Source organism: Flavobacterium profundi, assembly GCF_006491645.1.
GTDB classification, from domain to species: Bacteria; Bacteroidota; Bacteroidia; order Flavobacteriales; family Flavobacteriaceae; genus Flavobacterium; species Flavobacterium profundi.
Genome location: NZ_VDCZ01000001.1, coordinates 261261 through 284746 on the forward strand (window position 1 = coordinate 261261; position 23486 = coordinate 284746).

The 23486-nt window shown below is 32.7% G+C and carries 32 protein-coding genes; 7 read left to right on the top strand and 25 right to left on the bottom strand.

What is annotated here, in order from left to right:
- Window position 1: 1 nt before the first annotated feature.
- The 24 genes from rplO to rpsL form a co-directional block, all read right to left on the bottom strand.
- Entirely contained in the window at window positions 2-454 is a 453-nt protein-coding gene (gene rplO / locus FHG05_RS01270; protein ID WP_140996200.1) for a 50S ribosomal protein L15, read from the bottom strand.
- Between the two features lie 11 nt (window positions 455-465).
- Window positions 466-648: a 50S ribosomal protein L30 gene (rpmD, locus tag FHG05_RS01275; RefSeq protein WP_045968406.1), complete on the bottom strand. Its 183-nt coding sequence runs from the start codon at window positions 646-648 to the stop codon at window positions 466-468.
- 13 nt (window positions 649-661) lie between these two features.
- Window positions 662-1186 carry a 30S ribosomal protein S5 gene (gene rpsE / locus FHG05_RS01280; protein ID WP_140996201.1) on the bottom strand — a complete coding sequence of 175 codons (525 nt, stop codon included), beginning with the start codon at window positions 1184-1186 and terminating at the stop codon, window positions 662-664.
- A 6-nt stretch (window positions 1187-1192) separates the two neighbouring features.
- A complete protein-coding gene (rplR, locus tag FHG05_RS01285; protein WP_140996202.1) occupies window positions 1193-1543 on the bottom strand; it encodes a 50S ribosomal protein L18 in 351 nt (116 codons plus the stop codon).
- Window positions 1544-1554: 11 nt separating this feature from the next.
- Window positions 1555-2097: a 50S ribosomal protein L6 gene (gene rplF / locus FHG05_RS01290; protein ID WP_140996203.1), complete on the bottom strand. Its 543-nt coding sequence runs from the start codon at window positions 2095-2097 to the stop codon at window positions 1555-1557.
- 16 nt (window positions 2098-2113) lie between these two features.
- Entirely contained in the window at window positions 2114-2512 is a 399-nt protein-coding gene (gene rpsH / locus FHG05_RS01295) for a 30S ribosomal protein S8 (RefSeq protein ID WP_140996204.1), read from the bottom strand.
- 104 nt (window positions 2513-2616) lie between these two features.
- Window positions 2617-2886 carry a 30S ribosomal protein S14 gene (gene rpsN, locus FHG05_RS01300; RefSeq protein WP_130734248.1) on the bottom strand — a complete coding sequence of 90 codons (270 nt, stop codon included), beginning with the start codon at window positions 2884-2886 and terminating at the stop codon, window positions 2617-2619.
- Window positions 2887-2889: 3 nt separating this feature from the next.
- Complete coding sequence (gene rplE, locus FHG05_RS01305; protein ID WP_140996205.1) at window positions 2890-3441, bottom strand: 50S ribosomal protein L5; 552 nt, start codon at window positions 3439-3441, stop codon at window positions 2890-2892.
- Window positions 3442-3443: 2 nt separating this feature from the next.
- Window positions 3444-3758 (bottom strand): 50S ribosomal protein L24, encoded by a 315-nt coding sequence (gene rplX, locus FHG05_RS01310; protein WP_140996480.1) that lies wholly within the window; start codon window positions 3756-3758, stop codon window positions 3444-3446.
- 11 nt (window positions 3759-3769) lie between these two features.
- Window positions 3770-4138 carry a 50S ribosomal protein L14 gene (gene rplN / locus FHG05_RS01315; protein ID WP_007803649.1) on the bottom strand — a complete coding sequence of 123 codons (369 nt, stop codon included), beginning with the start codon at window positions 4136-4138 and terminating at the stop codon, window positions 3770-3772.
- 2 nt (window positions 4139-4140) lie between these two features.
- Entirely contained in the window at window positions 4141-4398 is a 258-nt protein-coding gene (gene rpsQ / locus FHG05_RS01320) for a 30S ribosomal protein S17 (RefSeq protein ID WP_109568503.1), read from the bottom strand.
- Between the two features lie 17 nt (window positions 4399-4415).
- On the bottom strand, window positions 4416-4607 hold the full coding sequence (rpmC, locus tag FHG05_RS01325) for a 50S ribosomal protein L29 (protein ID WP_140996206.1): 192 nt from the start codon (window positions 4605-4607) through the stop codon (window positions 4416-4418).
- Window positions 4608-4619: 12 nt separating this feature from the next.
- Complete coding sequence (gene rplP / locus FHG05_RS01330; protein ID WP_045968424.1) at window positions 4620-5039, bottom strand: 50S ribosomal protein L16; 420 nt, start codon at window positions 5037-5039, stop codon at window positions 4620-4622.
- A gap of 19 nt (window positions 5040-5058) precedes the next feature.
- Window positions 5059-5787 carry a 30S ribosomal protein S3 gene (rpsC, locus tag FHG05_RS01335; RefSeq protein WP_140996207.1) on the bottom strand — a complete coding sequence of 243 codons (729 nt, stop codon included), beginning with the start codon at window positions 5785-5787 and terminating at the stop codon, window positions 5059-5061.
- Window positions 5788-5795: 8 nt separating this feature from the next.
- Window positions 5796-6206, bottom strand: a complete 411-nt coding sequence (rplV, locus tag FHG05_RS01340; protein ID WP_140996208.1) for a 50S ribosomal protein L22 — start codon at window positions 6204-6206, stop codon at window positions 5796-5798.
- A 9-nt stretch (window positions 6207-6215) separates the two neighbouring features.
- Window positions 6216-6494 (bottom strand): 30S ribosomal protein S19, encoded by a 279-nt coding sequence (rpsS, locus tag FHG05_RS01345; RefSeq protein WP_045968430.1) that lies wholly within the window; start codon window positions 6492-6494, stop codon window positions 6216-6218.
- Between the two features lie 10 nt (window positions 6495-6504).
- Window positions 6505-7329, bottom strand: a complete 825-nt coding sequence (gene rplB, locus FHG05_RS01350) for a 50S ribosomal protein L2 (protein ID WP_140996209.1) — start codon at window positions 7327-7329, stop codon at window positions 6505-6507.
- Between the two features lie 6 nt (window positions 7330-7335).
- A complete protein-coding gene (gene rplW, locus FHG05_RS01355; protein ID WP_130734242.1) occupies window positions 7336-7626 on the bottom strand; it encodes a 50S ribosomal protein L23 in 291 nt (96 codons plus the stop codon).
- A gap of 9 nt (window positions 7627-7635) precedes the next feature.
- On the bottom strand, window positions 7636-8265 hold the full coding sequence (rplD, locus tag FHG05_RS01360) for a 50S ribosomal protein L4 (RefSeq protein WP_140996210.1): 630 nt from the start codon (window positions 8263-8265) through the stop codon (window positions 7636-7638).
- Window positions 8265-8882 (bottom strand): 50S ribosomal protein L3, encoded by a 618-nt coding sequence (rplC, locus tag FHG05_RS01365; RefSeq protein ID WP_140996211.1) that lies wholly within the window; start codon window positions 8880-8882, stop codon window positions 8265-8267. The genes rplD and rplC overlap by 1 nt, the downstream gene beginning before the upstream one ends.
- A gap of 230 nt (window positions 8883-9112) precedes the next feature.
- Entirely contained in the window at window positions 9113-9418 is a 306-nt protein-coding gene (rpsJ, locus tag FHG05_RS01370; protein ID WP_045968439.1) for a 30S ribosomal protein S10, read from the bottom strand.
- An 11-nt stretch (window positions 9419-9429) separates the two neighbouring features.
- Complete coding sequence (gene fusA / locus FHG05_RS01375; protein WP_140996212.1) at window positions 9430-11586, bottom strand: elongation factor G; 2157 nt, start codon at window positions 11584-11586, stop codon at window positions 9430-9432.
- A gap of 17 nt (window positions 11587-11603) precedes the next feature.
- Window positions 11604-12080, bottom strand: coding sequence for a 30S ribosomal protein S7 (gene rpsG / locus FHG05_RS01380; RefSeq protein WP_140996213.1), 477 nt, complete (start codon window positions 12078-12080; stop codon window positions 11604-11606).
- 23 nt (window positions 12081-12103) lie between these two features.
- On the bottom strand, window positions 12104-12511 hold the full coding sequence (gene rpsL, locus FHG05_RS01385; protein ID WP_045968445.1) for a 30S ribosomal protein S12: 408 nt from the start codon (window positions 12509-12511) through the stop codon (window positions 12104-12106).
- Between the two features lie 254 nt (window positions 12512-12765).
- Between rpsL and FHG05_RS01390 the strand changes: the two genes are divergently transcribed.
- The 4 genes from FHG05_RS01390 (at window position 12766) to rlmB (ending at window position 19981) form a co-directional block, all read left to right on the top strand.
- On the top strand, window positions 12766-14427 hold the full coding sequence (locus FHG05_RS01390) for a BamA/TamA family outer membrane protein (protein WP_140996214.1): 1662 nt from the start codon (window positions 12766-12768) through the stop codon (window positions 14425-14427).
- Window positions 14428-14522: 95 nt separating this feature from the next.
- Entirely contained in the window at window positions 14523-17741 is a 3219-nt protein-coding gene (locus FHG05_RS01395; RefSeq protein WP_140996215.1) for a SusC/RagA family TonB-linked outer membrane protein, read from the top strand.
- 11 nt (window positions 17742-17752) lie between these two features.
- Window positions 17753-19174 (top strand): SusD/RagB family nutrient-binding outer membrane lipoprotein, encoded by a 1422-nt coding sequence (locus FHG05_RS01400; protein ID WP_140996216.1) that lies wholly within the window; start codon window positions 17753-17755, stop codon window positions 19172-19174.
- Between the two features lie 69 nt (window positions 19175-19243).
- Window positions 19244-19981 (top strand): 23S rRNA (guanosine(2251)-2'-O)-methyltransferase RlmB, encoded by a 738-nt coding sequence (rlmB, locus tag FHG05_RS01405; RefSeq protein WP_140996481.1) that lies wholly within the window; start codon window positions 19244-19246, stop codon window positions 19979-19981.
- A 59-nt stretch (window positions 19982-20040) separates the two neighbouring features.
- Here the strand turns inward: rlmB and FHG05_RS01410 are convergent, their stop codons facing one another.
- On the bottom strand, window positions 20041-20799 hold the full coding sequence (locus tag FHG05_RS01410; RefSeq protein ID WP_140996217.1) for a rhomboid family intramembrane serine protease: 759 nt from the start codon (window positions 20797-20799) through the stop codon (window positions 20041-20043).
- A 124-nt stretch (window positions 20800-20923) separates the two neighbouring features.
- Here FHG05_RS01410 and FHG05_RS01415 point away from each other — a divergent pair, with 124 nt between their 5' ends.
- The 3 genes from FHG05_RS01415 (at window position 20924) to FHG05_RS01425 (ending at window position 23427) form a co-directional block, all read left to right on the top strand.
- Window positions 20924-21487: a Crp/Fnr family transcriptional regulator gene (locus tag FHG05_RS01415; protein WP_140996218.1), complete on the top strand. Its 564-nt coding sequence runs from the start codon at window positions 20924-20926 to the stop codon at window positions 21485-21487.
- An 85-nt stretch (window positions 21488-21572) separates the two neighbouring features.
- Window positions 21573-22055, top strand: a complete 483-nt coding sequence (yiaA, locus tag FHG05_RS01420) for an inner membrane protein YiaA (protein WP_140996219.1) — start codon at window positions 21573-21575, stop codon at window positions 22053-22055.
- A gap of 94 nt (window positions 22056-22149) precedes the next feature.
- Window positions 22150-23427: a replication-associated recombination protein A gene (locus tag FHG05_RS01425; RefSeq protein ID WP_140996220.1), complete on the top strand. Its 1278-nt coding sequence runs from the start codon at window positions 22150-22152 to the stop codon at window positions 23425-23427.
- Window positions 23428-23486 lie beyond the last annotated feature (59 nt).

Here is a 23486-nt window from a genome sequence, read left to right on the forward strand (position 1 = left end):
ATTATAAAGTTACAGCTTCTCCACCAGCAGCTTCAATTGCAGCTTTTGCAGTAGCAGTAAATTTGTGAGCACTTACTTTAAGTTTAGCTTTTAGCTCACCTCTTCCTAAAATCTTTACTAAGCTATTTTTTGTAGCCAAACGACTATCAACTATTACTGATAAATCTAAAGTGTCAGTAATAACACCATTATCAACTAAAGATTGAATAGTATCAAGATTGATTCCTTGATATTCAACTCTATTAATATTTTTAAAACCAAACTTTGGTACACGTCTTTGAAGCGGCATTTGACCACCTTCAAAACCAATCTTTTTAGAATATCCAGAACGAGATTTTGCTCCTTTGTGACCTCTTGCAGCGGTACCACCTTTACCAGAACCTTCTCCTCTACCTACTCTTTTATTTTGGTTGTGAACTGAACCTTCAGCTGGTTGTAAGTTACTTAAATTCATAACGAATATTATTATTTAGTTTCTTCAACAGAAACTAAGTGTTTAACTTTATTTACCATTCCAAGGACAGCAGGACTTGCGTCATGCTCAACAACTTGACCTAATTTTCTTAACCCTAAAGATTCTAAAGTTCTTTTTTGAGTTTCAGGACAGTTGATTTTGCTTTTAACTTGTTTTACTAAAATTTTTGCCATTTTCCTTGAATTTTTAACTTTTAAATACTTTTTCTAGAGAAATTCCTCTTTGCTTAGCAACAGTTAAAGCACTTCTCATTTGTAATAAAGCATCAAAAGTAGCTTTAACAACGTTATGAGGGTTTGATGAACCTTGAGATTTTGATAATACATCGTGTACACCAACTGACTCTAATACCGCACGCACAGCACCACCAGCAATAACTCCAGTACCGTGAGAAGCAGGCATTAAAAACACTCTTGCTCCACCAAATTTACCTTTTTGTTCATGAGGTACAGTTGCACTATTCAAAGGTATTCTTACTAAATTTTTCTTTGCATCTTCTACTGCTTTAGCAATAGCTTCAGATACATCTTTAGATTTACCTAATCCGTGTCCAACAACTCCATTTTCATCTCCTACTACAACAATAGCAGAAAATCCAAATGCTCTACCCCCTTTAGTAACTTTAGTTACACGGTTTACACTAACCAAACGATCTTTTAATTCAAGACCACCTGGCTTTACTAGCTCTACATTTTTATATTTTTGATACATAATTTCTTAGAATTTAAGTCCAGCTTCTCTTGCTCCTTCAGCTAATGATTTAACACGACCATGATATAAATATCCACCTCTATCAAAAGTAATACTTGAAATACCAGCTTTAAGAGCTTTTTCAGCTACTAATTTCCCAACTGCATTTGCAGTTTCAACATTTGTACCTTTAGTTACTCCCTTATCGCGAGAAGATGCAGCAACTAGTGTAACACCGTTAACATCATCTATGATTTGTGCATAGATTTCTTTATTAGATCTAAATACAGAAAGTCTAGGTTGAGAAGCAGTTCCGCTAACAACTTTTCTAATTCTGAATTTTATTCTTTGTCTTCTTTCAGTTTTTGTTAATGACATAGTCTTAATTTTTAAGCTGATTTACCTGCTTTTCTTCTTAATACTTCACCTACAAACTTAATTCCTTTTCCTTTATAAGGTTCTGGTTTACGGAAAGCTCTGATTTTAGCAGATACTTGACCTAATAATTGTTTGTCAAATGATGATAATTTTACTATTGGATTTTTACCTTTTTCAGATATAGTTTCAACGGTAACTTCTGGAACAATTTCCATAACGATGTTGTGAGAAAAACCTACAGCTAAATCAAGTTTTTGACCTTGATTAGAAGCTCTATATCCAACTCCAACTAGTTCTAATTGTTTTGTAAAACCTTCTGAAACTCCTACAATCATATTGTTTATAAGAGCACGATAAAGTCCATGTTTCGCTCTTTCATTCTTTTGATCTGATGAACGCTCAACGATAACTTGGTTATCTTCAACTTTCACTGTAACATCAGAAAATTCCTGAGAAAGCTCGCCTAATTTTCCTTTTACTGTAATTACAGCATCTTTAACCTCTACGGTTACTCCTGCTGGAATTGCAACTGGATTTTTACCTATTCTTGACATTCTTTCGTCTTTATTATTAATATACGTAACAAATTACTTCCCCACCAACATTAAGCTGTTTAGCTTGTTTACCTGTCATAACACCTTTAGAAGTTGAAACAATAGCAACACCTAAACCGTTTAAAATTCTAGGTAATTTAGTAGAGCCAGCATATTTACGTAAACCTGGTTTACTAATTCTTTGGATATCTTTAATAACAGACTCTTTAGTCTCTTTATCATATTTAAGTGCAATTTTAATGGTTCCTTGAACTGAACTATCATCAAATTTGTAACTTAAAATATATCCTTGATCGAATAAAATTTTTGTGATTTCTTTTTTCAATTTAGAAGCTGGAATCTCAACAATTTTGTGATTCGCTCTAACAGCATTTCTAATTCTCGTAAGAAAATCTGCAATTGGATCTGTATACATATGTATAAATTTGCGGTTACGGTTTTCACAAGGTACTCACCAAATGAACCTTTAACCAATTAAAATTATTTTTTGGATTGCAAAAGTATAAAATAATTGCGATATTACCAAGAAGCTTTTTTAACTCCTGGAATTAATCCTTGATTTGCCATTTCACGGAAAGTTACACGGGAAATACCAAATTGACGCATATACCCTCTTGGTCTTCCAGTTAACTTACAACGATTGTGTAAACGAACAGGAGAAGCGTTTTTAGGTAATTTTTGTAATGCTTCATAATCTCCAGCTTCTTTTAAAGCTTTTCTTTTTTCTGCATATTTAGCTACTAAAGCTTCTCTTTTCGCCTCACGGGCTTTCATTGATTCTTTTGCCATGTCTTAATTCTTTTTAAAAGGTAAACCTAGTTCTGACAATAATGATTTTGCTTCTTTATCTGTGTTTGCAGAAGTAACAAAAGTAATATCGAAACCAGCAATTTTATTTACTTTATCAATATCAATTTCTGGGAAAATGATTTGCTCTAAAACTCCTAAGTTATAATTACCTCTACCATCAAAACCAGTTGATTTAATTCCACCAAAATCTCTTACACGAGGTAAAGAAGAAGTAATCAATCTATCTAAGAATTCATACATTCTTTCACCTCTTAAAGTTACTTTAGCACCAATTGGCATACCTTTTCTTAATTTAAAAGACGCAACGTCTTTCTTAGAAATTGTAGCTACTGCTTTTTGACCTGTAATTTTTGTTATTTCTTCTACTGCATAATCTACTAATTTCTTATCAGAAACTGCAGCACCAACTCCTCGGCTTACAATAATTTTCTCAAGTTTAGGAACTTGCATTACATTTTTGTAACCGAACTCTTCAGTAAGAGCAGAGATTACTCTACTCTTATATTCTTCTTTTAATCTAGGTATATAAGCCATTACTATAATACTTGATTAGATTTTTTTGAAACTCTTACTTTCTTATCTCCTTCAACTTTAAAACCTACCTTAGTAACTGATTTTGATTTTGGATCAATTAAAGATAAATTAGAAATGTGAATAGGAGCTTCTTTCTTAACGATACCACCTTGAGGGTTTTTTGCACTTGGTTTAGTGTGTTTAGAAACCATGTTAACCCCTTCAACTACCGCTTTATTTTTGTCACGGATAACGCGTAAAACAGTACCTTCAGAACCTTTGTGGTCACCAGCAATTACTTTTACTACGTCTCCTGATTTAATTTTTAGCTTTGTCATCATTTTTAGAATTAAAGCACCTCTGGTGCTAATGATACAATTTTCATGAATTGTTTTTCACGAAGTTCTCTTGCAACCGGACCAAAAACACGAGTACCTCTCATTTCACCTGCAGCGTTCAACAACACACATGCGTTATCGTCAAAACGGATGTAAGATCCATCAGCTCTTCTCACTTCTTTTTTAGTACGTACAACAACTGCAGTTGAAACAGCACCTTTTTTCACGTTTCCGTTTGGCGTTGCATCTTTTATTGAAACTACAATCTTATCTCCAACAGAGGCATAACGACGTTTCGTCCCTCCTAAAACACGAATAGTTAAAACTTCTTTAGCTCCCGTGTTATCTGCTACTTTTAATCTTGATTCTTGTTGTACCATGGTTACTTAGCTCTTTCAATGATTTCAACTAATCTCCAACATTTAGATTTACTTAAAGGTCTTGTTTCCATGATCCTTACTGTATCACCAATGTTACAGTCATTTGTTTCGTCGTGTGCAACATATTTTTTTGTCTTTAACACGAACTTACCGTATAAAGGGTGTTTTACTTTTCTTGTTTCAGAAACAACAATAGATTTCTCCATTTTGTTACTAGTAACAACACCAACTCTTTCTTTTCTTAAATTTCTTTTTTCCATCTTTCAGCAGAATACAATTATTGTAACTCTCTTTTAGTTAATTCAGTTGCAACTCTAGCAACTGCTCTTCTAATAGTTCTTATTTGAAGAGGATTTTCGATTGGAGAAATAGTATGAGCTGCTTTTAATTCAGCGTACTTTCTCTTTAACTCACTAAGTTTTTGTTGTAACTCAGCTGCAGATAGATTATTTATTTCTGATTGTTTCATAATATTTCTTGATTATGCTTCGAAATCTCTAGCAACGACAAACTTAGTTTTAACTGGAAGTTTTTGTGCAGCAAGACGTAAAGCCTCTTTTGCAACAGATAGAGGAACTCCTCCAACTTCAAACATGATTCTTCCAGGTTTTACAACTGCAGCCCAATATTCAACTGCACCTTTACCTTTACCCATACGTACTTCAAGAGGTTTCTTTGTTATTGGCTTATCTGGGAAAATTTTAATCCATAATTGCCCCTCTCTTTTCATAAAACGTGTTGCTGCAATACGAGCTGCTTCAATTTGACGTGATGTGATAAAAGTTGAGTCTAAAGATTTTATTCCAAACATACCATTAGAAAGTTCATGTCCTCTTTGAGAAACACCTTTCATTTTACCTTTCTGTACCTTGCGGTATTTTGTTCTTTTAGGCTGTAACATTTTTCTTTAATTTAAAAAATTACTTTCTTTTGCGTGAATTAGCATTCGGTTTACCTTTTCCAGTAGATCCTGTAGATTTAGATTTTTGTTTATCCATACCTACTAACGGAGAAAGATCTCTTTTTCCATAAACCTCACCTTTCATTATCCATACTTTGATTCCCATTCTACCATAAGTAGTATGAGCTTCAGCTAATGCATAATCAATATCAGCTCTGAAAGTTGACAAAGGAATTCGACCATCTTTAAAACCTTCTGAACGAGCCATTTCAGCCCCATTCAAACGACCAGAAATCAAAACTTTAATACCTTCAGCATTCATTCTCATAGCAGCCGCAATAGCCATTTTGATAGCTCTTCTGTAAGAAATTCTGCTTTCGATTTGACGCGCGATACTGTTTGCAACTAAATAAGCATCAATCTCAGGTCTTTTAATTTCAAAGATATTGATTTGGATTTCTTTGTCAGTAATTTTCTTAAGCTCTTCTTTTAACTTGTCTACCTCTTGCCCACCTTTTCCGATAATAATACCAGGTCTAGCAGTAGTGATAGTAACGGTTACAAGTTTTAAAGTTCTTTCAATAATTACTTTAGACACACTAGCTTTTAATAAACGCGCATGGATATACTTTCTGATTTTAAAATCTTCAGCGATTTTATCACCATAATCATTTCCTCCATACCAGTTTGAGTCCCATCCTCTGATGATACCAAGTCTATTTCCGATTGGATTTGTCTTTTGTCCCATACTGTTTATTAATTGCTTTGTGTGTTATTATTTGAACCCAACACGATAGTTACGTGATTTGAGCGTTTTCTAATTCTGTGTGCACGACCTTGAGGTGCTGGACGTAGTCTTTTTAACATCATTCCACCATCAACTCTGATCTCTTTAACAAATAAGCCTGCTTCTTCTACACTAGTTTCAGTATTTTTCTGCTCATAATTATTGATAGCAGACAACAACAACTTCTCTAATTTTCTTGAAGCTTCTTTACTATTAAATCTTAATATATTAAGAGCTAATTCTACTTTCTGACCTCTAACTAAATCTGCTACAATGCGCATTTTTCTTGGCGAAGTAGGGCAGTTATTTAATTTAGCAAAAGCTACTTGCGTTTTTGCTTCTTTAATCTGCTCTGCTCTTTCTCTTTTACGAACTCCCATAGCTTCTTATTATTTTTTACCTTTATTTTTTGCACCAGCATGACCTCTAAAAGATCTTGTTGGCGAAAATTCCCCTAATTTATGTCCTACCATGTTTTCTGTAACGTAAACTGGTACAAATTGACGACCATTATGCACTGCGATAGTTTGACCAACAAAATCCGGAGTAATCATAGAAGCTCTAGACCAAGTCTTAATAACAGCTTTATTATCTTTCTCTATATTTTCTTGAACTTTTTTCTCTAATTTATAGTGAACATAAGGTCCTTTTTTTAATGAACGTGCCATGTTTATCTAATTATTTCTTTCTACGTTCTACAATATACTTATTACTTGGGTTAACTTTAGAACGAGTTCTATAACCCTTAGCAGGTAAACCTTTTCTTGAACGAGGGTGACCTCCTGATGAACGTCCTTCACCACCTCCCATTGGGTGATCAACAGGGTTCATTGCAACTGGTCTTGTTCTAGGCCTTCTACCTAACCATCTTGATCTACCAGCTTTACCTGAAACAACCAATTGATGATCAGAATTTGATACCGCTCCAATCGTAGCTGAACAAGTCAACAAGATTAATCTTGTTTCACCTGAAGGCATTTTAATTGTCGCATACTTACCATCTCTTGCCATTAATTGTGCAAAAGTACCTGCAGAACGAGCAATAACAGCTCCTTGACCTGGCCTTAATTCGATACATGAAATAACTGTACCTAAAGGAATTTTACTTAAAGGCAATGTGTTTCCTATTTCAGGAGACGCATCTGGACCAGAAACTACAGTTTGTCCAACTTGCAAACCATTCTGAGCAATTACATAAGTTTTAGCTCCATCAGCATATGCCAATAAAGATATAAAAGCAGAACGATTTGGATCGTATTCAATTGTTTTAACCACAGCAGGAACTCCTACTTTAGTTCTTTTAAAATCAATAATACGATACTTTTGTTTATGACCACCACCAATGTAGCGCATGGTCATTTTTCCTTGACTATTTCTACCTCCTGAGTTTTTTTTCGGAGCAAGTAATGAACGCTCCGGCTTATCAGTTGTAATAGTGTCAAAGCTATTCACAACTCTAAAACGCTGACCCGGGGTAATAGGTTTTAATTTTCTAACTGACATTTTCTATTAGATATTAGTATAAAAATCTATTGTTTCTCCTTCTTGAACTTGAACAACTGCTTTTTTGTAAGCATTTGTTTTTCCACTGATTAAACCACTTTTAGTGTATTTAACCGATCTATCAGCTCTGTAATTCATTGTATTTACACCAACTACATTCACACCATAGGCAGCTTCAACTGCATTTTTGATTTGAATTTTATTCGCTTTTTTATCTACTACAAAACCAAAACGGTTAAAAATTTCACCATCTTTAGTTATTTTTTCAGTTATAATAGGCTTAATAATGATACTCATAACCTTTTCTTATTTACTTAAATTATCTTCTATTCCGCTTAAAGCACCTTCTAAAACAACTAAACTATTAGCGTTTAAAATACCGTAAGTACTTAATTCCGAAGAAGTTACCACTGAAGACGTCTTTAAATTTCGTGACGACAAATATACATTTTTATTTGAATCACCCAACACAAATAAAGATTTTTTATTATCTAAACCTAAAGCTTTCAATACGTTAATGAAATTTTTAGTGTTTGGTGTTTCAAATGTAAAATCTTCAAGAACAATTAAACTAGATTCTTTCGCTTTTAATGAAAGCGCAGATTTTCTAGCCAATCTCTTTAAATTTTTATTCAATTTGAAAGAATAATTTCTAGGTCTTGGCCCAAAAACAGTTCCCCCTCCTTTAAACAAAGGATTTTTTGCACTACCCGCACGAGCAGTACCAGTTCCTTTTTGTTTTTTAATCTTACGAGTACTTCCAGCTACTTCAGCTCTTTCTTTTGATTTGTGAGTACCTTGTCTTTGATTAGCAAGATATTGTTTCACATCAAGATATACTGCGTGATTATTTGGCTCTATTGCGAATACTGAATCAGAAAGTTGAACTTTTCTTCCAGTATCTTTTCCGTTGAAATCTAATACTTTTACTTCCATTATTTCTGAATGATTACATAAGAGTTTTTATGTCCTGGAACACATCCTTTAACCACTAAAAGATTTTTATCAGCAACAACTTTTAAAACTTTAAGATTTTGAACTGTAACATTCTCACCACCCATTCTTCCAGCCATTCTCATGCCTTTGAATACTCTAGATGGATAAGAAGAAGCACCAACAGATCCAGGAGCTCTTAAACGGTTATGTTGACCATGAGTTGATTGACCTACACCACCAAATCCGTGACGTTTTACAACCCCTTGAAAACCTTTACCTTTAGACACACCTTGAACATCAACAAACTCTCCTTCGTTGAACAAATCAACAGTAAGAATTTCACCTAATTTGTGTTCTTCTTCAAAAAACTTGAATTCAACAACTTTCTTCTTAGCAACAGTACCCGCTTTTTTGAAGTGACCTTCTTCAGCTTTTACCGAATGCTTTTCAGTTTTGTCATCGAAACCAAGCTGAAGAGCACTATACCCGTCAACCTCATTGGTTCTGACTTGGGTAATAACACATGGACCAGCTTCAATAACTGTACAAGGAATATTTTTCCCGTTTTCGTCAAAGATACTAGTCATGCCAATTTTTCTTCCGATTAACCCAGACATATAAAACTAATTAATTAATTAAACTATTTTTAATACTTATACATATATTATATATGCACATCCTCTTTTTGAGGGTGCAAATATATAATTATTTTTTAATTATCGCAAAAATAATTAGTTACCTATTTTTTTTAAAAAAAGGCCTTTATTTTCTTCATTAAAAAAACCGTAGTACTCACATACTAACGGTTTTTCATATTATTTATACTGTTAAATGACAGCAAAAAAAACTATACTTTTATCTCTACTTCAACTCCACTAGGTAATTCTAACTTCATTAAAGCATCAATAGTTTTAGAAGAAGAGCTATAAATATCCAACAATCTCTTGTAAGAACTTAATTCAAATTGCTCTCTAGACTTCTTATTAACGTGTGGTGAACGTAAAACAGTAAAGATTTTTTTATTAGTAGGTAATGGAATAGGCCCAGTAACTACAGCTCCTGTACTTTTTACAGTCTTAACGATTTTTTCAGCAGATTTATCTACTAAATTATGATCGTATGATTTTAATTTTATTCTGATTTTTTGACTCATTTTCTTAAAAATTAAGCGTTACCTTTTGCTTTTTTGATTACCTCTTCTGAAATATTAGATGGAGTTTCAGCATAGTGAGAAAATTCCATAGTAGAAGTTGCTCTACCTGATGATAATGTTCTCAAAGTTGTAACATATCCAAACATTTCAGATAAAGGAACATCCGCTTTAATAGTTTTTGCTCCTGATCTATCACCCATGTTATTAACTTGACCTCTTCTTCTGTTCAAGTCACCGACAATATCACCCATATTCTCCTCTGGAGTAATCACCTCAATTTTCATAATTGGCTCTAAGATTACAGCACCTGCAGCTTTAGCCACTTCTTTATAACCTAATTTAGCAGCCAATTCGAAAGATAAAGCATCAGAATCCACAGGGTGGAAAGATCCATCCAATAAAGTAACTTTTAAACTATCCACAGCATAACCTGCTAATGGACCAGTTTTCATTGCTTCTCTAAAACCTTTTTCAACAGCAGGAATATATTCTTTAGGAACGTTACCACCTTTAACTTCGTTGATAAATTGTAATCCCATTGCTGGCTTACCATCTACATCATCAGCAGGCTCTAATCTGAAAACAATATCTCCAAATTTACCACGTCCACCAGATTGCTTTTTATAAACCTCTCTATGTTGAGCAGATTTCGTAAATGCTTCTTTGTATTCTACTTGAGGCTCACCTTGGTTTACTTCAACTTTGAACTCACGTTTCATACGGTCTACTAAGATATCTAAGTGAAGCTCACCCATACCTGAAATAATAGTTTGACCTGAAGCCTCATCTGTTCTAACAGTAAAAGTAGGATCCTCTTCAGCTAATTTCGCTAAAGCCATACCCATTTTATCAACATCAGCCTTAGTTTTAGGCTCAATAGCAATACCAATTACTGGATCAGGGAATTTCATAGACTCAAGAATGATTGGGTGTTTTTCATCACACATTGTATCTCCAGTCTTAATATCTTTAAATCCAACAGCAGCTCCAATATCTCCAGCTTCAATAAATTCAATAGGATTTTGTTTATTAGCGTGCATTTGATAAATACGAGAAATACGCTCTTTATTACCTGAACGAGTATTTAAAATATAAGAACCAGCATCCAATCTTCCAGAATAAGCACGGAAGAAAGCCAAACGACCCACATAAGGATCTGTAGCAATTTTAAATGCAAGAGCTGCAAAAGGCTCTTTTGGATCAGGACGACGCAATATTTTCTTTTGATCTTCTTCTAATAAATCAGCATCATCAGGATGAATTCCTTCGATACCTTCTTTATCTAAAGGAGAAGGCAAATATTTACAAACAGCATCTAACATGAACTGAACTCCTTTATTTTTAAAAGAAGAACCAGCAATCATTGGTATGATAGCCATATCAATAGTAGCAGCACGTAAAGCTGTATTGATTTCTTCTTCAGTAATAGAGTTTTCATCTTCCATATATTTATCAAGAAGATTTTCATCATAAGTTGCAATTTCCTCAATAAGAATAGAACGATATTTCTTAACATCATCTACCATATCAGCAGGAATATCAATAATATCAAAAGTAGCTCCTTGCGTTTCATCATGCCATACAATAGCTTGATTTTTTACCAAATCAACCACTCCTTTGAAATCACTCTCTTCTCCAATTGGCAATGTAATTGCAACTGCATTGGATTTCAACATTTCTTTCACTTGTTGACATACTGCTAAAAAGTTAGAACCTTGACGATCCATCTTGTTAACAAATCCCATACGAGGAACTCTATATTGATCCGCTAATCTCCAGTTAGTTTCAGATTGAGGCTCAACACCATCAACTGCACTAAATAAAAACACCAATCCATCTAATACACGTAATGATCTATTTACCTCTACAGTAAAGTCAACGTGACCAGGAGTATCGATAATATTGAAGTGGTAAGCTTGCGATTCCGGCAACAATTTTCCTTGTTGAGTTGGAAAATTCCACTCACATGTAGTTGCAGCAGAAGTAATCGTAATACCTCTTTCTTGTTCTTGAGCCATCCAGTCCATTGTAGCTGCACCATCGTGCACCTCTCCAATTTTATGTGACTTTCCAGTATAAAAAAGAATTCGCTCAGTTGTTGTTGTTTTACCAGCATCAATGTGAGCAGCAATTCCTATATTTCTTGTAAATTTTAAATCTCTAGCCATTTCTTTTGTTTTATGAATTAAAATCTAAAGTGAGAGAAAGCTTTATTTGCTTCTGCCATTTTATGAGTATCCATTCTTTTCTTAACAGCAGCACCTTCTTCTTTAGCAGCAGCTAAAATTTCAGAAGCCAACTTGTTAGCCATTGATTTTTCATTTCTTCTTCTTGCATATAAAATCATCCATTTCATAGAATAAGAAATTTTTCTATCTGGACGAATTTGCATTGGAATCTGGAAAGTAGCTCCACCCACTCTTCTTGAGCGAACTTCCACATGAGGCATAACATTTGTTAATGCATCTTTCCATATTTCTAAAGCAGTTTTCTCTGCATCTTGCTTTTTTGCTTCTACGATATCTAATGCATCATAAAACACTTTAAAAGCTGTTGATTTTTTACCATCCCACATTAAGTTGTTTACAAAACGTGTCACTAACTGATCGTTAAATTTTGGATCTGGCAAAAGAGGTCTTTTTTTGGCCTGTCTTTTTCTCATGTCTTTTCTTTAAAAGATTTAAATTACTTTTTCTTTCCAGTTGTTGCAGCAGCTTGTCCTGGTTTTGGACGTTTTGCTCCATACTTAGATCTACGTTGTGTTCTACCTGCTACTCCAGCGGTATCTAATGCACCACGAACGATGTGGTAACGTACACCTGGTAAATCTTTTACTCTTCCACCTCTAACTAATACTATCGAGTGCTCTTGTAAATTATGTCCTTCTCCAGGGATGTAAGCATTTACTTCATTACCATTTGTTAAACGAACACGGGCAACTTTACGCATTGCCGAGTTTGGTTTTTTTGGCGTTGTAGTATAAACACGCGTACAAACCCCTCTTCTTTGAGGACAAGAATCTAAAGCAGCCGATTTACTCTTCTTAGTTATTTTGGCTCTTCCAGTTCTTACTAATTGTTGAATTGTTGGCATAATTGTTTATAATAATTACTTATAATTTAACTCCCTAACACTATTTAGGGGGTGCAAATGTAGTTATTATTTTTTACAAAACAAATCTAATTTGTTTATTTTCAAGTCAATTGTTTTTTTCTTAACCCTAATTAAACATCTAATCAATGATTTATAGCATACAGACCAATAACACTCACTATAATAAAAAGAAAAAAAAACTCAAATGAATTCAAATTAAAATTTATCACTCATTTTTACGTTACTTTACTGCCATGAAAATCTTTTTTTCCATATTATTCATTTTAGCCAGCTTACAAATTCAAAGTCAATCTTTTTTCCTTGTTGTTAATGGCACATCCAATAAAGAACAAAAAACGATAGACAGCATTGGTTACCAAAAAAAACACGATAAAGTGAGTTCCATTTTGAATGAAATCAAAACTCTTGACTCTTTATTATACAAATTAGGACATATAACTCATTACATTACTGAGCAAAAAAAAACAAATGACAGCACTTTTAATTACACCTATTTTCTTGGCAATCCAATTTCAAACAACAAAATCATAACCACTCAAACCAACCAAAGCTCTAAAGAAATTTTATCCATAACAAAAGACACAATTACAATCTCCTTTTCAGAGACAGAAATATGGATAAAAAGTCAACTTCAAATTTTAGAAAAAAAGGGGTACTCGCAAGCTAATATTCAACTTACGAATCAAAAAATCCACAACTCCTCTTTATATACTAATTTAGATATTTATTTAGGCCCTTCAAGAAAAACAGACGAAATCATAATATTAGGTTATGAAAAATTTCCAAAAAATATACACCATCAATTAAATAAAAGCGTAAAAAACAAAACTTTCAATCAAGAACTTGTAAAAAAAATAAACAACAACTTAAACAACTTATCATTTATTACCCAAGTAAAATACCCTGAAATATTATTTACCAAAGACAAAACAAGCATTTTCGCTTATGTTAACAAATCAAAGCCTAATAAATTTGATGGCTTCATTGGATTTTCGAATACTGATAAAAACAAACTCATTTTTAATGGCTACTTAGACTTACAACTTACAAACATTTTAAACTACGGAGAAAAATTCAAACTCTATTGGAAAAATAATGGAGAACAACAAACTCAATTTGATTTTGAAACCGAAATTCCATATCTATTTAAAACTCCATTAGGAATAAAAACCGAATTAAACATATTTAAACAAGATAGTACTTTTCAAAACACTAAAATAAACACTGACATTGGATATCATTTTTCTTTTAGTCAAAAAATATTTCTTGGTTACCAAAAAACAACTTCCATTGACATCCAAAATAACAATACACAAAATTTAAAAAACTTTACCAATCAATTCTACACCACATCCTATGAATATCTAAAAAACAATTTCTATCATTATTTATTACCTGAAAAAACTAGCTTATTACTCAAACTTGGATATGGTTCAAGAAAAGACAATCAAAACAAAAACAATCAATTCTTCACACAACTAGAAATCAATCACTTGTTTGAAATTAATTTAAAAAATCAAATTTTACTCAAAAACCATTCATTCTATCTGAGTAGTAAAGATTACTTAACAAACGAATTGTATCGTTTTGGCGGAATAAATTCAATAAGAGGCTTTAGAGAAAACTCCCTTCAAGCCAACTTAACTACAGGGATATTTACAGAATACAGATATAATTTAGCCAGCAATTTAATCATTCACTCCATACTTGATTACGCCTACATGGAAGACAAAACCATTTCTAAAACTAACAAACTTTTAGGAATTGGATTAGGATTTGAAATCTTAAGTGAAAATGGATTATTTCATTTTATTTACTCAAACGGCTCAGCTAATAATGAAAATATTAAACTTTCTAATTCACTAATTCAAATTAGTTTTAAGACAAATTTTTAAGATAAGTAATGTTAAATGTTAAAAAAAGATTAAATAATATTAGGATTACAAACTTTTTTTTTTGAATTTTGGGCAACTAATTCAAATTAACATATATGAGATCTAAATTTAACGTATTACTAACTGTATTAGTAGTAATGTTAGGGCAAATGATTTTTGCTCAAGTAAAAACTGTTTCGGGAACAGTTGTAGATCAAAACGGACTTCCCTTACCAAGTGTAGCCATTCAAGAGAAAGGCTCAGGTAATGGTACACAAACCGATTTTGATGGTAATTTTAAAATTGATGTAAGACAAGGCTCAACACTTGTTTTCAGTTATGTAAGTATGAAAACACAAGAAGTGGTTGTTAATTCAACTACTTTAAAAGTAATCATGCAAGAAGACATAACAACACTTGAAGGTGTCGTTGTTACTGCTTTAGGTATCAAAAGAGAGAAAAAAGCTCTTGGTTATGCTACACAAGAAGTAAAAGGAGAAGACGTTGCTGATACTCCAGTAACCAACTTTGCAGACGCATTATCTGGCGAAGTTGCTGGTTTAGATGTTCAATCATCTGGTACTATGGGAGGGTCTACAAATATTGTTGTAAGAGGTTATAACTCTATTAGCGGAAACAACCAAGCATTGATCGTTATAGACGGAACTCCAGTAATTAACAACACTAATAACAGTGTAGGACAAACTGCAGGTAGAGGAGGTTATGACTATGGTAATGCTGCAATGGATATTAATCCAGACGACATAGAATCATTAAACGTATTAAAAGGTGCAGCAGCAACAGCACTGTATGGTTCTAGAGCAAGTAATGGTGCCATTATTATTACAACTAAAAAAGGAAAAAAAGGAAAAGGTATTGGTGTATCCTTTACAAGTTCGATAACTGCAGGAACAGTAGATAAAGAAACTCTACCAAAATACCAAGACAAATATGGTGCTGGTTATGGCCCTTATTATGATGATCCTACAGGATATTTTGATTATTTTGACATTAATGGTGACAGTGTTGACGATTTAATTGTACCTTTTAGAGAAGACGCATCTTATGGAGCGGCTTTTGATCCAAATTTAAATGTTTACCAATGGACTTCTATCTACCCTGAATTACCAGGTTATTTACAAGCTACTCCTTGGGTTGCTGCAAAAAACAATCCTAATAGCGTTTTTAAAACAGCTCTAACTTACACTAATTCAATTTCGTTTGGAAAAAGTACTGATAACAGCTCTTTTAGACTAGGGTATACCAATAAAATTCAAGAAGGTGTAATGCCAAACAGTCAAATTAAGAGAAATACGTTAACATTTTCAGGATCTACAAATTTTTCTGAAAGCTTAACTGGATCAGTTGATTTCTCTTATACTAACAACAATGGTAAAGGTAGAAATGGAACAGGATATGATTCAAAAAATCCAATGCAAGCATTTCGTCAATGGTTCCAAACAAATGTTGACATTCAACAACAAAAAGATGCCTTCTTTAGTACTGGACAAAACATAACTTGGAACGCAACATCTGCTTCAAACAGAAGACCTGCATATACAGACAATGTTTATTGGACATTATACAAAAACTTTCAAAATGATAGTAGAGATCGTTACATTGGTAACTTTACTTTAAATCAAAAAGTTACAAGCTGGTTTAGCTTAATGGGACGTTTCGCTTACGATACTTATTCCGAAATTAGAGAAGAAAGAATTGATGTAGGTTCTGCAGATGTTCCATTATATGCTGTTACCAACAGAAAAACTTCAGAATTAAATTATGATTTAATGGGTACATTTAATTATAATATTACTGAAGACTTAAATTTTGACGGTTTAGTTGGGTTTAACATGAGAGTTAACAAATTAAATTCCTTAGCTGCACAAACCAACGGTGGTTTAGGTTTAGCTGGAATCTTTACTTTAGCAAATTCAGTTAATCCTTTAACTTCAGACGATTACAACAAAGTTGATTACACTAAAAAAGTAGACGGTGTATTTGGTAAAATCGGTCTTGGATACAAAGGGACCTATTATTTAGACATCACAGGAAGAAGAGATAGATCATCATCTTTACCTGTTGACAATAACACTTATTTCTACCCTTCTGTTTCTACTAGTATTGTTTTTTCTAATATCCTTAAACAAGATTGGTTAAACTTTGGTAAAATTAGAGCTAATTATGCAGAAGTAGGTAACGACACTGATCCATATCAAGTATATGACACCTATAATCTAGTACCTCCAATTAGCGGTCAAGGGTCAGCCTCAAATTCTGCTACTTTGAACAACCCTAATTTAAAAGCTGAAAGATCAAGAGATATCGAGTTAGGATTAGAATTAAGCACTCTAAATAATAGATTAGGAATAGATTTCTCATATTACAAACGTGAAACTAAAGATTTAATTTCTAGAGTTGATATTTCTGGAGCTTCTGGTTATACTGGTCAATGGTTAAATGGAGCTGATATGGAAAACAAAGGTATTGAGTTAATCTTAAGTGGTACACCTGTAAAAACAGAGAATTTTTCTTGGGATATTAAAGTTAACTTCGCGAAAAATGAGAGTGAAGTAACTAGATTGGCTGAAGATATCGAATTTATTCAACTAGCAAATGTTCAAGGTGGTGTATCATTAGGTGCTTCATTGGGTGAACCATTTGGTGTAATTAGAGGTAGAGATTTTGTTTATCACGAGAATGGGCAACCAATTGTTGGTACAAACGGTTATTACCAAAGAACTACAGAGAGCAACAAAGTTATTGGTAATATCAACCCAGATTGGACAGGTGGTGTAAAAAACATATTAAAATACAAAAATTTCAACTTAAGTTTCTTAATTGACATTCAAAAAGGTGGAGATGTGTTTTCATTAGACACATGGTACGGTTACGCAACAGGATTGTATGACTTTACAGCTGGAACAAATCGTTTAGGGAATCCAGTTCGTGATGCTGTATCCGCTGGTGGTGGTGTAATACTTCCAGGAGTTCAAGCTGATGGTACTCCAAATACTGTTGTTGCAAGTGCGACTACTTATGCTAATCCATGGGGATATGTTAGAACACCACAAGCAGCTCACGTTTATGACGCTTCTTTTGTAAAATTAAGAGAAGTTACTTTTGGATACAAATTCTCAAATAGAATTGCAGAAAGTCTTTCTTTACAAAACTTAACTTTATCAGTTATTGGTAGAAATTTATGGATTATTGATAAAAACACTCCATATTCTGATCCAGAAGCAGGTTTAAGTGCAGGAAATATTCAAGGTTATCAATCAGGTGTATACCCAACTGTAAGAGAAATTGGGGCTAGCTTAAAATTAGAATTCTAATACAAAATACTATGAAAAAATATTTAATAATATTATTAACTGCAGCGTTAGCGATTAGTTGTGCTTCCGATGAAAGTTATGATAATTTAAACAACGATCCAAATAATCCTTCTGATGTACCTTCTGCAACATTATTTACAGGTGCATTAAAAAACTTATTTGATCAAATGGAGAGTACCAATGTAAACACCAATGTTTATAGATTATTTGCTCAATATTGGACAGAAACAACCTATATTGATGAGTCAAATTACGACTTAAATACTAGAAACATCCCTTCTAATCACTTTACTGAAATGTATACAAATGTATTATATGATTTACAGGATGCGAAAGGAAAATCAGATACGGAAGGTCAAAAAGGCATGATTGGAGTATTAGAAGTATACACTTGGCAGCAACTAGTTGATACTTTTGGTAATATTCCTTACTCAGAAGCTTTAAAAGGTAGAGAAAACCAAAATCCAGCTTACGATGACGCTCAAACAATTTATCAAGATTTATTGGTTAGAATTGATGCTGCGATTTCAACATTAAACAATGCAACAGATAACGGTTACGGGGATGCTGATTTAATATTTAATGGAGATTTAGCACAATGGATTAAATTCGCTAATTCTGTAAAGTTCAAAATTGCAATGAGAATAGCTGATGTTCCATCTATGGCAACAGTTTCTCAAACTGCTGCTGAAAATGCTTTTACAGCTGGTTTATTAGCATCAAATGCAGACAACGTAACTCTTGCTTATGGTGCTGCAACTCCTAATACAAATCCTTTATGGGTAGATTTAGTACAAAGTGGAAGACAAGACTTTGTTGTTGCTAATACTATTGTAGATTACATGAACACACTTTCTGATCCAAGAAGAGCTATCTATTTTGATGATAATTTAGGAGCTGGAACTTATGTTGGCGGACCTTATGGCGACAACAACTCGTTCTCTTCTTATACTCATATTGGAGAACTAATGCACCAACCAACTTTTAGAGGTGTATTAATGGATTACGCTGAAATTGAATTCCTTTTAGCTGAAGCTTCTGAAAGAGGCTATGCAGTTGGAGGTACAGCTGAAACACATTATAATGCTGGTATTACAGCTTCAATGGCTGATTGGGGAGTTGAAAGCACTGAAGTTACTGCATATTTGTTAAATCCAGATGTTGCTTATACTACCGCTAGTGGTACTTGGAGAGAAAAAATTGGTTTCCAATTTTGGTTAGCTATGTACAACAGAGGATTTGAAGGTTGGTCAGTTTACAGAAAATATGACGCACCAGTTATGAATGTAGCTGCTGATTCTGGTTTAGATGTTCCTAAAAGATACACATATCCATTAAGAGAACAAACTATCAACATTACTAATTACACTGCTGCTGCTGCTGCAATTGGAGGTGATGAATTAGACACACCAATTTTCTGGGATGTAAACTAATTCTATTATATAATTAAAATTAGAATTAAACCACCTCAAATGAGGTGGTTTTTTTTATACATTTGCATCATGGAAAAAGAGAATCAAATATTTGGAATTAGAGCTATAATTGAGGCAATTCAAGCTAAAAAAGAAATTGATAAAGTATTTATACAAAAAGAAAATCAAGGCGAATTAATGCAAGAGTTGATGAAAACATTAAAAAAAAACAATGTCAATTTTTCATATGTTCCTGTAGAAAAATTAAATCGTTTAACATCCAAGAATCATCAAGGTGCTGTAGCTACAATTTCTCCAGTGTCATTTTACGATTTAGAAACTTTAATTACAAGTATTATAGAGTCAGAAAAAAAACCACTTTTTCTAGTATTAGATCAATTATCTGATGCTAGAAATTTTGGAGCCATTATACGAACTGCTGAATGTACAGGCGTAAACGGTATTATTATACAAAAACAAGGTTCCGCTCCAGTAAATGGTGATACAGTTAAAACAAGTGCAGGTGCAGTTTTTAATGTCCCTATATGTAAAGTAGAGCACATCAAAGATGCTATATATTTCATGCAAGCAAGTGGTATTCAAACAGTAGCAGCTACTGAAAAAACCGATAATACCATTTATGATATTAATTTCACCGAACCGACTGCTATAATAATGGGAAGTGAGGATAGAGGTGTTAACCCTTCTGTATTAAAAATTGTAGATCATAAAGCTAAATTACCAATGTATGGCACAATTGAATCATTAAATGTTTCTGTAGCTTGTGGTGCATTTCTTTATGAAACGGTTAGACAACGTTTAATTTAATTACTTATAACCTAATGTAGTATAATACATAAAAAGTAGTTTTTTCAAATTTGAAAAAACTACTTTTTATGTATACCTATAAAATCATAAATCACTTTTAAAGAAGAAGTAAAATACTCTTTAATAGTTTCTTCTGGTTTAGGGGGTGGATTAAAATTACCTTTTTCATCAAAATTTTTCATAAAAGAATCTTTATTGGGATCAAAGTCTGGTTGCTCCCACTCATAAATAACTGGTTTCCCAAATTGAGGTGTTTTAATTAAAAGTGCAAATGAAAGTCCCGTTACAAAACCACTAAGATGACCTTCCCAAGAAATACCTTTTTCAATATTTGGGAACATATACCATAACATACCTCCATATAAAAGTATCACTACAAACGACACAGCCATTAAGCGATAATATTTGGTGAAGATTCCTTTAAAAAAAATAAAGCTTACTAGAACATAAATCAAACCACTGGCTCCAATATGATAACTCGATCTTCCTAATAACCAAGTACCCAAACCAGAAAACACAATTCCCAAAACAATAATTTTATAAGTTTGATTTCTATAAAAAAACCGCAAAAAAGACAATAACACTGATAAAGCTAAGGAGTTATTTATTAAATGAGACAGATTACCATGCAATGCCCAACTTAAAAAAATTCCTTTTATTCCAAAATTTTCTCTGGGGTAAATACCATAATGATGAAAATTTATATGAAACTTAGTTTCTATCCAAAAAACAACCCATAAAAAAAGAACAAATAAAAAAGGCAAAAGAATTACTGAATTGGTAAACTTAAATTGATGCTCTGTAATAATTCTTTTCATAATGTTGTTTTTCTTTACAACTTATTCAATTCAAATATAACACCAAAAGAAAATAACAGAAATATTGTCATAGAAACACTCTTTTTGTCATATAAAAATTAATAAAATGTTTTATTTTTAATATATGGAAAGATTACGAAAAATAATAGCAGAAAAAATAGACATATCGGAGAGTGATTGGAAAATTATCTCATCAAAACTTCAATTTCAAGAAATAAAAAAGAAAGATTTTCTTACTAAAGCAAACACAATTGAAGACAAAGTTTATTTTATCATAGACGGCGTTTTTCGTTTATTTATCGAATTACCTGAAAAAGATGTAACTATAGATTTTGGTTTTCCAAATAAATTTTTAAGTAGTTATTCTTCTTTCCTAATGCAATTACCTAGTGTATCTTTCATTCAAAGTTTAACCACTTCAAAAGTAATATTTATCACTAGAAAAGATTTATATGACATTTATAAAGAAACTAATGCAGGAGATGCTATTGGCAGATTATTTGCCGAAGAATTTTTTAGGTACAAATCAAAAAGAGAACTAAGTTTCATGATGGAAACACCTACACAACGCTATCTAAATCTAGTAAAAGAACAGCCTCAATTAATTCTCAAAATTCCTCAAAAATATTTAGCTTCTTATATTGGAATAACTCCACAAGCATTAAGTAGAATTAGAGGTAAAATTTAAAAACGCACCCTATTTATTAACCCAAGTTCATTGTTTTAAATACGCTAAGTGGTTTTCTTTGTCTTATCATTTTAAATAAAAAATTATGGAGACAAATCAATTTAATTATTCCGAAAAAGAAAATCAAAAGATAAAGGAAAAATCACTAGAAAAAGCTAACATATACAAACCTACAGCTGCTTTTATAGGAGCTTCTTGGATAGCCCTTATTACAGGCATGGTTTCCTATTGTATTGGTCTTTGGAACGCAGATATGCAACTAAACGAAAAAGGATACTATTTTTCCATCTTATTATTTGGCCTTTTCTCTGTGATATCAGTACAAAAATCAGTAAGAGACCGTTTAGAAGGAATACCCGTAACCGACATGTATTATGGCATTAGTTGGTTCACTACAATCGCTTCAGTATTACTTTTAATTATAGGTTTATGGAATGCAACGCTTTTATTGAGTGAAAAAGGTTTTTATGGTATGTCATTTTTACTGAGTTTATTTGCAGCGATTACAGTTCAGAAAAACACAAGAGATATGTTGGTCAATTCTAAAACAGATAAAGATTCAAATTGATTTATGAATTCCTGATGTGAAATAAAAAAGAGGTTGAAATAATTTTTCAGCCTCTTTTCTTTTTACAAAATCTTAAAAAATGTAATTTTACAATATGGAAGCACCATTAGCAGAACGTATTCGTCCACAAAAATTAGGCGAATACATAAGCCAATTACATTTAGTTGGAGAACAAGGTTCTTTAACCCAACAAATAAGCAAGGGTATCATTCCCAGTCTAATTCTTTGGGGTCCTCCAGGAACAGGAAAGACTACCTTAGCACAAATTATGGCTCAGGAAAGCAAACGTCCTTTTTATCAATTAAGTGCCATACATTCTGGCGTTAAAGATATAAGAGAAGTAATAGAAAAAGCCAAACAAAGTGGCGGTTTATTCACCTCTAAAAACCCTATTTTATTTATTGATGAAATTCATCGCTTTAGTAAATCTCAACAAGATTCATTGCTAGCAGCGGTAGAAAAAGGTTGGGTTACTTTAATTGGAGCAACTACAGAAAATCCAAGTTTTGAAGTTATTCCTGCATTACTATCAAGATGTCAAGTGTATATTTTAAATGCTTTCACTAAAGAAGATTTAGAAGCATTACTAAAGCGTGCTATAAATACTGATGCTCAACTAAAAAACAAAAAAATAGACTTAAAAGAAACGGAAGCTCTGATACGATTATCTGGCGGAGATGGTAGAAAACTATTGAACATTTTTGAATTGGTTGTAAATGCATCAGAATCTGATACTATTGTTATAACTAATGACAAAGTTTCTCATTTAGTCCAAAAAAACACGGTTCTTTACGACAAAACTGGAGAACAACATTATGATATAGTTTCTGCTTTCATTAAATCCATTCGAGGAAGCGATCCTAATGGAGCAGTATATTGGCTGGCAAGAATGATTGAAGGTGGCGAAGATGTAAAATTTATAGCACGTCGAATGCTTATTCTAGCCAGTGAAGACATTGGCAATGCTAATCCAACAGCACTTATAATGGCAAACAACACGTTTCAAGCTGTTACAACAATTGGTTACCCTGAAAGTAGAATAATTTTAAGCCAATGTGCCATTTATTTAGCAACCTCAGCTAAAAGCAACGCAAGCTATATGGCTATTAATAAAGCACAACAAATAGTAAAGCAAACTGGTGATTTATCCGTCCCCATACATTTAAGAAACGCACCGACTAAATTAATGAAAGAATTAGGTTATGGGGAAGAATATAAATACTCGCATGATTTTCCAAATAATTTTGCAAACCAAGAATTTCTTCCTAAAGAAATAATTGAAACTAAATTTTTTGTACCTGGAGAAAACAGCCGAGAAAAAGAATTAAGAACATTCCTAAAAAACAGATGGAAAGATAAATATGATTATTAAAAACAATATTTTTAATACAAATTGAATCTAATATATATAAAAAGTAGGCAATAAAGTCT